Source organism: Desulfocapsa sulfexigens DSM 10523, from assembly GCF_000341395.1.
Lineage (GTDB): Bacteria > Desulfobacterota > Desulfobulbia > Desulfobulbales > Desulfocapsaceae > Desulfocapsa > Desulfocapsa sulfexigens.
The window spans coordinates 34048-47496 of sequence record NC_020304.1; the positions used below are offsets into that span (position 1 = coordinate 34048).

Here is a 13449-nt window from a genome sequence, read left to right on the forward strand (position 1 = left end):
TTATTCATATCGACACATCCTGAAAATTGTTAACGACCGTAATGCCCTTTCATCTTGACAATGGATGGGTTACGTTGTAAGCATCTTGGTTTGCCTACTTTTTTATCTTTTTTTTACAAAGAGGATAAAAATAAAAGAGAATTCACAAACAAACAATCTGTCGTTTTTTATAAACCAGCGGATATATCTTTTAACCAATCAGGAGTAATGCATGTGTCGTTTAGCCCTGAAAACCGCCAGTGAGGCCTTCTCTCCATATGAAGTTCTCCAGGGCATGGAGGCTATGCAGGAAGGTTACGATGGCTCCGGCCTCGGACTTCTTCTGCGCGGTCTTGATTTTGATGATTACACCTACAATACCAAAAACCCAGTTCTTTCAGGTATTGCCCATACTGAAGAGGCGTGGGACCGTCTCAGGAACTATATGGACAGTCACGGTTTTGAACTGAAGTATGACCATGACTTTGACACCGCTCCCGGTCATCTGAAAGCACATAACAGATATCGTTATTTTCTTCGTGTTTACAAGTTACCACAATCAATCTCAGAGAAGTCAGAGGAAGAGATTGAGCATGATTTAATGATGACCCGGCTTGCACTCAGAAAAGACGGAGAACTCCATGGCGACGATCTCACAGTTTTTTCTTTCTGGCCAGATGTTGCCACTATCAAGGAAGTTGGCTGGCCACTTGAAATTGGTGACGGGCTGAGACTGTTCGACAACCGGATCAAATCCCGGGTCTGTATGGCACAGGGACGTCAGAACACCAACTACGGGATCAACCTTTATGCCTGCCATCCCTTCTTTATCCAGGGAATCGCCACCATGACCAACGGGGAAAACACTGCTTTTGTTCCCATCCGTGACTGGCTGCTCGGCAAACATTTTCCAGGATACACCGGATATCAGAGTGACTCGGAGACCTTCACACACATTCTCCACTACACCTTAAAGCAGCTCAAACTCCCTCTCCAGGCCTACAAACACATCATCACCCCTCTTCGGGGCGATGAACTGGCCAATCATCCTCAGGGAGATTTTTTAAGAGGTCTTCGTGATTCCTGTCGACGCCTTATCATTGACGGACCCAATGCAGTTATTGGAACCCTGCCCGATGAGACCTGTATGCTGGTTATGGATCAGAAAAAATTACGCCCCGCAACCGTGGGTGGAAGGCCTGGTGCCTGGGCAATCGCATCAGAAATGTGCGGTGTTGATGCCATGGTACCCGACCGTGATCCATCACTTGATTTCCAACCCATGCGTGAACACACAATTCTTGTACCACCAGAACGAAAGGAACTGACAATATGGTCTCAGCACGATCCGTATCCGTTGGGCCAGGCAGCTTAAGCTACACTGACCTGCCCTGGATAATCCAGCACCGCGAAGATAGATGTACCCTCTGTGGTCATTGTACCGCAGTTTGTCCTAAAGAGGCAATCTATCTCGCCTATAGACGCCAGAGGATGCCAAAACTTGACGTCCTCAAGAAAAAACGCGGCAATGAATACCGTACTTTTGTCGGTATCCGCCAGAAAAAGAACATGGCCAATGCCTGCATCGGTTGCTCCATGTGCTCCATGGTCTGTCCAAACGAGGCAATCCAGCCCGTTCCCAATACTAACGAGCACAGAACTCTCTTCTTCAACAACCAGAAGGGTGAGCCCATGAAGCGTGGCGGCAGACGTAACGAAGTCGGCCCCACCCTGCTTGACAGGATCATGTTTAACCGCATTTCAATGCTCACCGATCCGGCACTGGATGCCGGACGCCACGAGTTCAGTGTTACCACAACCCTGGGTCGCACTCTTGATCCGGCAGAGTTCCTGAAACGCACGCGCGAGGGGGGATGGATTCCGCCAACACGGGAAATATTTCCTTTTGTAATCGGCTCCATGTCTTTTGGTGCGCTGTCGCCAAATATGTGGCTTGGGTTGCTGCAGGGTGTTGCCTATTGTAATGAAGTACTTGGTATCCCAGTCGTTATGTGTACTGGTGAAGGAGGATGTCCTCCATGGGTTCTGAAAAGCCCCTACCTCAAGTACATTGTCCTGCAGATTGCATCCGGTTATTTTGGTTGGGATGAGATCATCCGGGCCATTCCCGATATGCAGTGTGACCCTGCCGCCATAGAAATAAAATATGGTCAAGGTGCTAAACCAGGCGACGGCGGACTGCTTATGTGGTTCAAGGTCTCCAAGTTGATTGCTCGTCTTCGCGGTGTGCCCGAAGGAGTAGACCTTCCGTCGCCTCCTGTGCACCAGACGCTCTATTCCATTGAGGAATCGGTGATGAAGATGATCCAGACCCTGTCCACCGCCTTTGGTCACAAGGTTCCGATCTATCCAAAGATCTCGGCCTCAACGAGTGCCAAATCAGTACTGAATAATCTGGTACGTAATCCCTATGCCGGTGGTCTGCTGATCGATGGAATCGATGGTGGAACAGGTGCTGCTTACAACGTCTCCATGGATGCAACGGGACACCCTATTGCCTCCAATGTGCGTGAGTGCTATCTCGATCTGGTTGCACAGGGTAAGCAGAATGAAATTCCCATTTTTGCAGCCGGCGGTATCGGTAAAAATGGTAATGTCACCCAGAATGGTCTGGCACTTATCATGCTTGGCGCATCCGGTGTTCATATTGGAAAATACGTAATGCAAGCTGCTGCAGGTTGTCTTGGCAACGAGAGAAACCGCTGCAATGTCTGCAACGTTGGTATCTGCCCGAAAGGTATCACCAGTCAGAATCCTAAACTGTACCGTCGTCTTGATCCCGATCAGGTAGCGGAACGTGTCGCTGAGGTATTTATGTCCATCCGTACTGAGATGAAGAAGGTCATGGCACCGCTTGGACGTTCCCAGTCCCTGCCGGTTGGCATGTCCGATGCTCTGGGAATTGGTGACAAGGATGCTGCCGACAGACTAAATATAAAATATGTATGTTAGTACCTTAGAAATTCTTTTTGTTTTTCACTAAAAAGAATTTTCTGAAGGTACCTTACACCGGCCTACTACCCGTATTCCGGTGTTAATGAGTTAATCGTTTTTAGTTTTCCTTCATTTAAACTAAGACTTTTTTCATAAGGAGTTTTCTGTGAGTGCTACTGTTGTAAAAGGCCTGGACAAAAATGGCCGTAGAATCAGTTCCATGGACTTTGAAGCCATGGTTCAGGCAGCTGCCAGAACAAGCAGCTCCATCCAGATCGAATCCATGGGCCAACATAACCTTGGAATTCGACTGCAGCATGCAGACGGTTTGTCCATTGAAGTATCCGGACCCACCGGACAGCGTCTTGGCTGCATGGGAATGCCTGGAACCACCATCACCTGTAAAGGTGCAGCATCCGACGATGTCGGCTACCTGAACATTGGTGCAGAAATCACCGTACTTGGCGATGCCACCAATGGTGTCTGTAATGCCATGGCCAACGGAAAAGTCTATATAGGCGGATCAATTGGTGCCCGTGGACTGACCATGACCAAATGGAATCCAGATTACGAAAAACCCGAGCTCTGGGTACTCGGCTCTGCAGGTGATTCCTTTGCAGAGTTTAATTGTGGCGGCGTAGCTGTTATTTGCGGTGAGAATGCAAAAAACCCCGAAAATGTTACCGGCTATCGTCCCTGTGTGGGAATGGTTGGCGGCACCATCTTTTTCCGTGGTAAAACAGACAATTCTTATTCCAGAAATAATGCCCGTCTGGCACCTCCGACGGATGAACAGTGGCAGTGGCTCGAAGAAAACATGCCTGGCTATCTTGGGAAAATCGGGCGTGAAGATCTAAAAAATTCCCTCCTGGTTCGCGATGAATGGCAGGTATTAAATGCTGTTTCCCCACAGGAAAGGGCATTGCTTTTCTCAGGCCCCATGCCCATGGCTGAATTTCGCAATAAACACTGGAATCAGGCTTTTGGTGGTGGAGACCCGCTTCGCGATCTGGCACCCGGCCTTGACCGTAGCCCAATTGGGGCAGTACCCACCGGGGATATGCGCCGCAAGAAACCCTATTGGGCCAACCGTGAGTCAGCAGCTCCCTGTACCTATTATTGTCCGGTGCATATTCCCACCGTTGACCGTTTACGATTGATCCGTGACGGACAGATAGACGAAGCTTATGAAATGCTGCTTCAATATACACCGCTGCCTGCATCTGTCTGCGGTGCTGTTTGCCCGAATCTCTGCATGGAGAACTGCTCCCGCCAGGGAGTGGATGATCCTATTGACGTTCAGGTACTTGGTCGATCCGTAAGTTCTGCCAGATCTCCTGAAGTTGCAGCTTCACTTGGGAAAAAGGTTGCCATCGTTGGTGGTGGGCCTGCTGGAATGAATGCTGCCTGGCAGCTTGCTCACGCCGGTGTTGAAGCCCATATATTCGAAAAAGACGATTTTATCGGTGGTAAGCTTGCCCAGGTAATTCCATGGGAACGACTGTCCCAGGCCATATGGGATCAGGAAGTAAAACGGTTCCTGGAAACTCCAAACATTCACACCAACCTTGGCGTGGATATGAGCAAGGAAACTTTCGCCAAACTTAAAGAAGAATTTGATTATGTGATTGTTGCAGTTGGAACCCACGAGCCTCGCAAGATTCCCTTTCCTGGACATGAAACAGTTATCCCGGCACTTGACTTCCTGAAAAAAGCAAAGAGTGCAACTCCTGAGAAGGTTGGCAAAGAAGTCGTTATTATCGGAGCTGGTAATGTTGGTTGTGATGTAGCCTGTGAAGCCTATCGGCTTGGTGCGGAAAAGGTAACGCTCGTTGATATCCAGAAACCTCTTGCTTTTGGTAAGGAAAAGGAAGCAGCCGAGGCACTTGGTGCGGAATTTCGCTGGCCCGTTATGACCAGAGAAGTCACTCCTGAAGGCCTTGTAATGGATACCGGTGAGCTCATTCCTGCTCAGACAGTTATCATCTCCATTGGTGATGTTCCCAAACTCCAGTTCCTTCCAGACTCCGTTGAAACGCTTAGTATTGGAGGTGCGGCCTGGCTAAAAACCAATGAAGCACATCTCACCACCGATGCCAAAGTTCTTGCCATTGGTGACGTTGAAAGACCTGGTCTTGCAACCAATGCTCTTGGTGCCGGTAAGACAGCTGCAGAATATATTATTTCGCAGTTCAAGGGAGAAGAGTGGAAACCTTTTACGAAAAAGGTAATCACTCAACAGGCACTGACCATTACTCATTACATTCCCGATCTTGAGCATGAGCATTCCCAGGAAAACTCCGCCGAGCGTTGTCTATCCTGCGCGTCATGCCGTGACTGCCACCTCTGCGAGACAATCTGTCCAGAAGGTGCTATTAGTCGCAGAGAGCTTGAATTTGCTCACACAAATGGCTACGAATCCGGGCTTGGAGCATCCTATGAGTATGTTTCCGATGATAAAAAATGTATAGCATGTGGATTTTGTGCCGATACCTGCCCCTGCGGAATCTGGACACTGAGACCCTTCTAGTATCAATCCTCCCCATCCCGTTAACAGATCCCTGCAGGTGACCCCCTGTGGGGATTTTGTTTCTTGACTTTTCTGTACCTTTTTGAAAGACTTCTAACGCATCACACATTATTTTTTGTTTTTCAAAGAAAATAATCTGGTCAGGTAATTATACTGGCGTATCAAGCGTTCGCCAGTATCGGTCGAGCAGTTATTTGCGGCTCTACACACTTTATTTTTTTATTTCATAAGCCGGGAGGGTTTTCAATGAAACGCTATTTTTCTATTCTAGCTGTCATTCTTTTTTTCTTTTGCAGTTTCTCTGCCCAGGCCGCAGGTACCGTTAAAATTGGAGTTCTTGCCAAAGATGGTCCGGCAAAAGCTCTAAAAAAATGGACTGCTACCGGAGAGTACCTCTCCGCCAAGCTTGGCAAGACAGTGGAGATTGTTCCCCTTGATTTTGATAAGGTCAATCCGGCGATCGAAGCAAATGCTGTTGATTTCTTTCTTATCAATTCCTCCATGTATGTGACTGCAAAGGTGAAATACGGTGCCAGCGCTATAGCCACAATGATAAACTCCAGGCAGGGACAGGCTCTTGAATCTTTTGGCGGTGTCATCTTTACAAGTGCCTACAATGACAGCATCAATTCACTTGCTGACTTAAAAGGAAAAACCTTTATGGCTGTTTCAAAATCATCTTTTGGCGGCTGGCAGATGGCCTACAAAACAATAAAGGATGCAGGCATGGATCCTTTTACAGACTTTGCCAAAGTGGACTTTGCTGGAAAACATGATAACGTTGTTTTTGCCGTTCAAAATGAACAGGCTCAGGCGGGAACCGTTCGTACTGACACTCTGGAGCGAATGGTTGCAGCTGGGGCTATTGCCATGGAAGATTTCAAAATCATCAACAAACAGAGTTCTGCTTTCCCATTTGTCTATTCCACAACACTCTACCCAGAATGGCCTCTCGCTAAAACCGCTGCAACACCAGATACCTTGGCCCAGGAAGTTGTGGCTGCATTAAAACAGGTTCAAAAAGACGATCCGGCCGCAAGCAACGCAAAAATAATCGGTTGGACCGATCCTCTCGATTACAGCCCTGTTGAGGAACTTCAGAAGTCCCTTGGAGTTGGAGCATACAAATAACCCCCCCTCTCTTCTACCGGACAGGCATACATATAGCCTGTCCGGTTCACCTCTCACCCTGCAGAAAACGAATAAGGAGTTGCTCAAGATCCGACTGGGCCGTAAGAACTACTCCTGTCTTGAGTTCCAACTTTCTCAGTTCCTCTGTGTTTGACTCTTTCCGAATACGTTTACAAAGATAATTTAAACAGAATATTGGCTTAAAGAGCAGAATACAGCCGCCGGTTCCAAGGAAGCAACACTCTACACCATTATCGCACACAGGCCTCACGTCCACTCCCGCTAGAATATTCATAAGAAGGAGCAGGGCATCATTGTTTTCATTGCCCATATAAACACTGCAGCAACCACCTTTTGGAGCTGCAGCGCATCTGGTACAGGTTTTCCCCATATTCATTGCTGTCATATGAGTATCAAGTAACACCACCTTATCCCTGACACTTCTCAGTTGATCCACTATCTCTTCCTGTTGTAAGAGTCCTTTTCCATAAACTTCCAATAACTGCCTGGCTTTTTCTAGCTTCACTGCGCCATCACCGCAATAACAGGTGCTGATAATCGTCAGATAATTCATAGGTTTCACCTGGTACTGACTCCACTCATAAATTCACGCCAGACAGGTGCCGCAACGACGCCCCCGTTTCTTCCATTTCCAAGGCTTTTATTGTCGTCATAACCAAACCACACTCCAGTAAGTGTTTTGTCGGAAAACCCAACAAACCATGCATCTCTGTTATCGTTGGTGGTGCCAGTTTTCCCTCCGGAGACGGTTCCTAAACCGCCGGCTCTTTTTCCTGTCCCATTGCGAATAACCTCACTCAACAGTCCTTTCATAACACTGGCGACTGAGGAACTCAGCACCTGGTTTCCAGTGGGTGTGTCTCGAAAAATTTTCCTGCCACCGTTAGAATCTATTCCGCTGATGAGTGTAGGAGAAAAATACTGTCCCTTACAGACAAATGGTGAGTACGCCGCAGTAATTTCAAGCAAAGAAACACCGGTGGCTCCAAGTGCAAGAGAGAGATCAGAAGTTATGGGAGGCCTTATCCCAAAGGCCTCTGCAAGTTTCTGAACCCTTTTAATACCAACCTGTTGCAGTAATTTTATGGCAATGATATTTCTGGATTTCACCAGCGCTACTCGTAATGTGGTCTCACCAAAATACTTCCCGGAAAAATTTCTTGGCCTCCACTCCTTTCCGTCATGGCCGCGAATGGCAAATGGCGAATCCATCAGGGTAGAGTCCGGTGTAAACCCTTTTGTAAAGGCTGCGGCATAGAGAAGAGGTTTAAACAAAGATCCTGCTGAACGTCTGGCTTGAGTCGCACGATCAAAAGCACTCGTATTAAAATCACGACCACCTACTAAAGCTCTGACCCTTCCATTACAGGTATCAAGTGAAACAATTGCTCCCTGCACCTCCTTATCCCCTGAAAAGGAAGAATCCAACCCACGTGTAAGGGCCGCAGCAGCCAACTGCTGTTGCCTTGAGTCCATGGTAGTATGGATCCGTATTCCCGCACGATTCAGTGATTTCCCAATTATTTTTTCCGCTTGTTTTGTTACCAGTTGAATAAAATAGCCATTCACTGCTCTTTTTTGATCTGGCTTTTCGGCAAGTTTCAGAGAACGCAGATAGGCATTTTGGGCAGAGGCTTCACTTACATACCCGTCTGCTGCCATACGATTCAAGACATAGCGCTGCCTCTCAAGGGCAGCATTCATATTTTTGTGCGGAGAGTACCTGCTCGGTGCCTGGGGTAAACCGGCTAGGATTGCGGCCTCTCCAAGCTTCAAATCCCGGGCACGCTTCCCAAAATACACCTGTGAAGCTGCCTCCACGCCATAGGCACCACTGCCAAGATAAATCTGATTAAGATAAATATAGAGAATCTCATCCTTACTGAGGAGGGTATCAATCCGCCACGCAAGAATTGCTTCCTTAAATTTTCGGAGGAAGGTTTTTTCAGGGGTGAGCAGGAGAGACCGCGCCACCTGCTGCGTAATGGTAGAACCTCCCTGTGCACGACGTCCACTGCGCACGTTATTGATTACAGCTCGAAATACCGACCAGACATCAAGACCCGGATGTTCAAAAAAACGACCATCTTCTGCTGCGACAAAAGCCTGAGGAAGATAGGCCGGCATCTGTGACAGTGGAACAACAGTCCGGTTTTCGGTGAAAACTCGTTCAATGACATTTCCGTGCCTATCGAGAATTTCTGTAGCCTGGGCAGGTTTATACTCAGCAACACTTCTGATGTCAGGAATTTTCAACAAAGACAGAATAAGAAGGAGACTACCAAGAAAAACCGTCAGACTAACACTTATAGCAAAAAGAAAACCAATGATGTGCTTTTCACCATAGGGCTTTGAATAGACACGTTTCGGTTTCGCCACAGAACGTGGCGGCGTTTCTTTTTTAGCTGCTGGCACAATAATTAAGGACGCTGGTCAAAGGACTGAAAAAAAAACAATAATGGGGAAAAAGCCCACTCATCAGTTACAAAGGATTTCACGACAAACATTTTCCAGTGCCTCAAAAACGAGCGATCCGGTCACTTTATAGAAATATGGCCAGATCACTCATTACCAGATGCCGGAGAGGTCACCAATCAACCAAAAACGCCTTTCAGGAAGAAGAAAAATACCATTGCCATGATTGCGCCGGCCGGCAGAGTAACAATCCAGGAAACAATAATATTCAGGATCACTCGCAGATCAAGGGCACCAATCCCCCGGGCCAGCCCAACGCCAAGAACCGCACCAACCAGAATATGTGTGGTCGAAACCGGCAAACCAGTACGGGATGCGAGAACAACCGTACTGGCAGCAGCCAGCTCCGCACAAAAACCACGTGACGGAGTCAGCTCTGTAATCTTGGTGCCGACGGTCAACATCACTCTATAGCCAAGAGTGACAAGGCCGACAACAATTCCTGTGCCACCAACAAAGAGTATCCAGACAGGCATTTCAGACGACTGCATGACTTCACCACCCGATGTAACAATACTGATAACTGCTGCAAGAGGTCCTATTCCGTTAGCAACATCATTGGAGCCATGAGCAAAGGCCATGGAACAGGCAGTAAAAAGCATCATTGGGGTGAACACCTTTTCCACACTCGCAAAATGAAAATCGCGGTCCGCTTCGGTATCCTCCTTTACCTTTCTGATAAAAAACATGCCAATAGAGCTGGTAAGAAGACCAATACAGATCGCCAACCCAAAACTCTGTGGTCCTGTAAGTTCTATATGAAGATGCGCCAAGCCCTTAAACAGGGTCACCAGAGAGATTATAAAGCCTACCAGAAAAATATAGTACGGAGCATATTTTTTGGCATTCCTCAGCGGATTTTCCGTGTCGAAAATTAATTTCCGAGTCGACAGAACAAGAAGAAACGCGATGGTACCGCCAATGGCCGGAGAGATTACCCAGCTCGCAACAATCTTCCCAACCTTTCCCCAGTTCACAGCATCCGGACCGATACCAACAACTGCAAAACCAATTAAAGCACCGACAATGGAGTGAGTGGTAGAGACAGGCCATCCCTTACTCGATGCGATCATCAGCCACACGGCTGCGGCAAGCAATGCGGCAAGCATTCCATAGACCAGGATCTCCGGTGTTGCAATGATGTTTGTTGGATCTATAATTCCCTTACGAATTGTTTTAGTGACGTTTCCGCCAGCAAGCACAGCGCCGGCAAACTCAAAAACAATCGCAATACCAATTGCCTGTTTTACCGTTACAGCACCTGCTCCAACGGATGTGCCCATGGCATTTGCCAGATCATTGGCCCCAATGCCCCATGTCATATAGAGGCCAAAGATTACAGCAAGTGTAATCATAATTGTTCCATACGCAGCAATAACTTCCATTTTATCTCTCTTCCCTTAGTGTGAACAGCTTAACGACTTCATTCAATATAACTTTTTCCAGAGTCAATCGTCTACTTAGACAGAAACAACAGCAGACGATCGGCCATGTTTTCAGCGTGATCTGAAATATTACCAATCTCTTCAATGATCCGATACCAGAACATGACAGAAACGGGATCCAGTTCTTTTTCAATAGTGAAAAGCGTCCGGTTCACCTTCTTCAGAATTTTATCAAGATTATGTTCTGATTTACGTACACCATCGATCATACGGGATACCTTATCATGCTCCCTGCCGCTGAATCCGACATGCACTAATTCATCAAGCTCTTCAACCATGTTCTTTGCCTGGGTGATTATCTCCATGGTTCCCTCAAGCAACTCATCCAGTCCGCCCTTAATGGCGTCGGGCACCGTCATATCCCGATTTACCAGAAGCTGACTGATTTTCTCAACACCATCTGCTACAGAATCCTGTTCATGAATCAGACTAAGTAGATCCTTTCTGTCAACGGGAAGCAACAGAGTCTTCGGCATATTGTGCCTGTACGTCGCCTTGATCCCATCCGCTTCAGTTTCCAGAACCCCTATCTGCCCTGCAAGCTCAGTCACCTCACCCTGCTCTTTTCTATAAAGTGCATCAAAAAGGGCGGGCAGTAACATAACACAGGAAAAAACTGTCCGCATATGTTCCTGAATTGGCTTAAACGGTGACTTTCGAAGTAAACCCGCTAAGGGGTTCGTTGACATTGCTACCATAATATATTTCTCCCTCTCTTGAGAACTGTTAAAGATAAACAGAATTTCATAGGACTCATTTCATTTCATTTATTATTTTCGTTAAGGGTTCCGCCGGATAGCTTAACGGTATCATTTTTTTATGTATCTGTATAAAAAGACTCGGCCCGTCTTCACGACCACTGTATATAATATGATGCCCCTTGATATTTCCAACATTTTTCCAAAAACTATTAAAGGGATCAAGGGGTGTATGGCCAACCACAAATGGGGTTCGTTTAGGAAGTCCAAGGCTTCTCCGAAACTGTTTCACATCCCTTTTCTCATAACCGGCTAAGTAATGAGATCGCTTGAGCCTGTTCGTTAAAAGTTCATAACATATTTCAGGATAACTTCGAAGATTAATCAGTTTTTCGCGACTGAGTTCCTTCCGCGGAGGAGCTGCATGACACGCCACACAGGAATCAGTTTTCATTACAATGGGAAGTCCATTGTAAAACTTCTGCATCTCCTCGACATACTCTTCCCCCCGCAATTCCTGAAGTCTTTTCCGCATCAAAACCCCCTGAAAGACCCCGCTCTTTGCAAGAGAGTTATCAAAGCTGTCATGATTGCCGAGAAGATAAAAGAAATTTTCGGGAAAATGGCATTTCATTTTAAAAATCAGATCCATCATCAATATGGAGCTATCCATATCTTCCATCTCTTTTGGAAGTTCGGAATGAATTGCATCCCCAAGAATAATGAGAGCAGCACGATTTGAGGCCAGGTGAGCAAGAAGGCAATTTTCATTTAGAATTTTCAGAAAATTATCTACCCGGGCATGGAGATCACCAACAATCAGTAGTCTTAAATCATCGGGAAGCTCAAGGAGTGCACCAGATGCACCATTGTCATCTTTTTCCCTATAGGGCTCACTGGAAAGGATTGTATTGACCTCTTTGATACTTTCCATAGCCTCAAGGGGGGGCAGCATGGTGATGGATTCCCCATAGATTTCACGAATACCCAAAATTGCATTATAGCGATTCGTCCCGATCCGTTCCCGAATATCCTGTTCTCCACTTCGAACAATCTGGATCGGGGTATTGCCATCGAGGGGACTGATTCTTAAATCACCCTTGATATTCATAACCGTCAAATGTCTTTTCGCCACACTGTTCGGAAAATGAAAAATTTCATCATACTGGTGATTATCGCGACCGATGAGCACCCTTTCTCCAACTCGTATTCTGGCAAAACCATTGATAGTATCAGCCGTACACGCCTTAGATGGAGAAATCAGCCAGTTTTTCTGAATATTCTTTTTCTTTACCCCGATGGGAATCTCCGGGTGAAAAACAAGCTTCTGCTCCCCAATAATCATTTCAAATGTTTTTCCGTCGTGGGGAATACGACAGTCTTTATCGAGTACCTGTAATTTATCGGTTACTGTGAACCACTCTATGGGGTCCCTGCGTAAAAGCAGAGACTTCCAACCGGAGAAGGTCTTCAGATCCCGTTGATGGTCAGACTCTTCTCTGGCCCATTTTGGAACATTGACGTCATCCTTCCCAGCTATTCGCATGGGGGGCTTATTCAGTCCGCCACGGACATACACCTGCATCTTTGCCTGATGCATATACAAGGCGACTTCACGGTAAATATCCACTTGACGAATGACCATCTCCAATGTCAGGTTTTTATCCACAGGGAAGTACCCTTCCTTATGTCGCTCCATACGCTGTCTGAATATAGTTTGAGGATCGGGAAGCAGAAACTCGAAAATATAACGGTTTCTCCAGTCTGTCTGGAAAAAATATTTTTTTTCAGGCGGAATCTGAATTTTTTCAAGCTCTAGAAATAAAGGCTCCTCCGCTTCCAGCCATTCCTTATCAAAAACAGTTAAGGCCTCGGAAAACCCTTTAAACGGAAAACCAAGGTGCACCTCGCGCGGCCTGTAGGTAAGTGTTTGATCTTTCCACCATCCCTTGCGGGTTAAATCCACATACCCTTCATTAGGCCAACCATGCACATGATTAATATAATAGGTCTTGCCAGCTCCAGGAGGACCGGTTACCACCAGTTGAACAAAATTCAGACGAACCGGCAGCTGCACACCACGTATATTCTGAAGATGTTCTATGGGGACAAGATTTTTTTTCAGGGGATCAAGCATGACTCTTAAAAAAACTAAGGTAAACGTGAAAAAACTGTTATATTACGCTATCAGTTAGTGGAATCTGTAATAAGGATA

The 13449-nt window shown here is 46.6% G+C and carries 9 protein-coding genes; 4 read left to right on the forward strand and 5 right to left on the reverse strand.

Annotated features, from left to right (window positions below; all coding sequences use genetic code 11):
- Nucleotides 1-211: 211 nt before the first annotated feature.
- The 4 genes from UWK_RS00155 (at nucleotide 212) to UWK_RS00170 (ending at nucleotide 6595) form a co-directional block, all read left to right on the forward strand.
- Complete coding sequence (locus tag UWK_RS00155; RefSeq protein WP_015402318.1) at nucleotides 212-1354, forward strand: class II glutamine amidotransferase domain-containing protein; 1143 nt, start codon at nucleotides 212-214, stop codon at nucleotides 1352-1354.
- On the forward strand, nucleotides 1312-2952 hold the full coding sequence (locus tag UWK_RS00160) for a glutamate synthase-related protein (protein ID WP_015402319.1): 1641 nt from the start codon (nucleotides 1312-1314) through the stop codon (nucleotides 2950-2952). The genes UWK_RS00155 and UWK_RS00160 overlap by 43 nt, the downstream gene beginning before the upstream one ends.
- A gap of 148 nt (nucleotides 2953-3100) precedes the next feature.
- The gene (locus UWK_RS00165; protein ID WP_015402320.1) at nucleotides 3101-5464 is read left to right on the forward strand and encodes an FAD-dependent oxidoreductase; all 2364 of its coding nucleotides are present in this window, start codon (nucleotides 3101-3103) and stop codon (nucleotides 5462-5464) included.
- 246 nt (nucleotides 5465-5710) lie between these two features.
- A complete protein-coding gene (locus tag UWK_RS00170; RefSeq protein WP_015402321.1) occupies nucleotides 5711-6595 on the forward strand; it encodes a phosphate/phosphite/phosphonate ABC transporter substrate-binding protein in 885 nt (294 codons plus the stop codon).
- A gap of 46 nt (nucleotides 6596-6641) precedes the next feature.
- Here UWK_RS00170 and UWK_RS00175 read toward each other — a convergent pair whose 3' ends face one another.
- The 5 genes from UWK_RS00175 to UWK_RS17970 all read right to left on the reverse strand — a co-directional run bounded on the left by UWK_RS00175 (nucleotide 6642) and on the right by UWK_RS17970 (nucleotide 13371).
- Nucleotides 6642-7169, reverse strand: a complete 528-nt coding sequence (locus tag UWK_RS00175) for a hypothetical protein (protein ID WP_015402322.1) — start codon at nucleotides 7167-7169, stop codon at nucleotides 6642-6644.
- 5 nt (nucleotides 7170-7174) lie between these two features.
- Entirely contained in the window at nucleotides 7175-8995 is a 1821-nt protein-coding gene (locus UWK_RS00180; protein ID WP_052326938.1) for a transglycosylase domain-containing protein, read from the reverse strand.
- A 215-nt stretch (nucleotides 8996-9210) separates the two neighbouring features.
- Complete coding sequence (locus UWK_RS00185; RefSeq protein ID WP_015402324.1) at nucleotides 9211-10476, reverse strand: inorganic phosphate transporter; 1266 nt, start codon at nucleotides 10474-10476, stop codon at nucleotides 9211-9213.
- Between the two features lie 71 nt (nucleotides 10477-10547).
- A complete protein-coding gene (locus UWK_RS00190) occupies nucleotides 10548-11234 on the reverse strand; it encodes a TIGR00153 family protein (protein WP_015402325.1) in 687 nt (228 codons plus the stop codon).
- 55 nt (nucleotides 11235-11289) lie between these two features.
- Nucleotides 11290-13371 carry a metallophosphoesterase gene (locus tag UWK_RS17970; protein WP_015402326.1) on the reverse strand — a complete coding sequence of 694 codons (2082 nt, stop codon included), beginning with the start codon at nucleotides 13369-13371 and terminating at the stop codon, nucleotides 11290-11292.
- Nucleotides 13372-13449 lie beyond the last annotated feature (78 nt).

Excerpts from the sequence above, each read along its gene's own strand:
- UWK_RS00155 (WP_015402318.1), top strand. The coding sequence starts at position 212 with ATGTGTCGTTTAGCCCTGAAAACCGCCAGTGAGGCCTTCTCTCCATAT.
- UWK_RS00160 (WP_015402319.1), top strand. The coding sequence starts at position 1,312 with ATGGTCTCAGCACGATCCGTATCCGTTGGGCCAGGCAGCTTAAGCTAC.
- UWK_RS00170 (WP_015402321.1), top strand. The coding sequence starts at position 5,711 with ATGAAACGCTATTTTTCTATTCTAGCTGTCATTCTTTTTTTCTTTTGC.
- UWK_RS00175 (WP_015402322.1), bottom strand. The coding sequence starts at position 7,169 with ATGAATTATCTGACGATTATCAGCACCTGTTATTGCGGTGATGGCGCA.
- UWK_RS00185 (WP_015402324.1), bottom strand. The coding sequence starts at position 10,476 with ATGGAAGTTATTGCTGCGTATGGAACAATTATGATTACACTTGCTGTA.
- UWK_RS00190 (WP_015402325.1), bottom strand. The coding sequence starts at position 11,234 with ATGGTAGCAATGTCAACGAACCCCTTAGCGGGTTTACTTCGAAAGTCA.
- UWK_RS17970 (WP_015402326.1), bottom strand. The coding sequence starts at position 13,371 with ATGCTTGATCCCCTGAAAAAAAATCTTGTCCCCATAGAACATCTTCAG.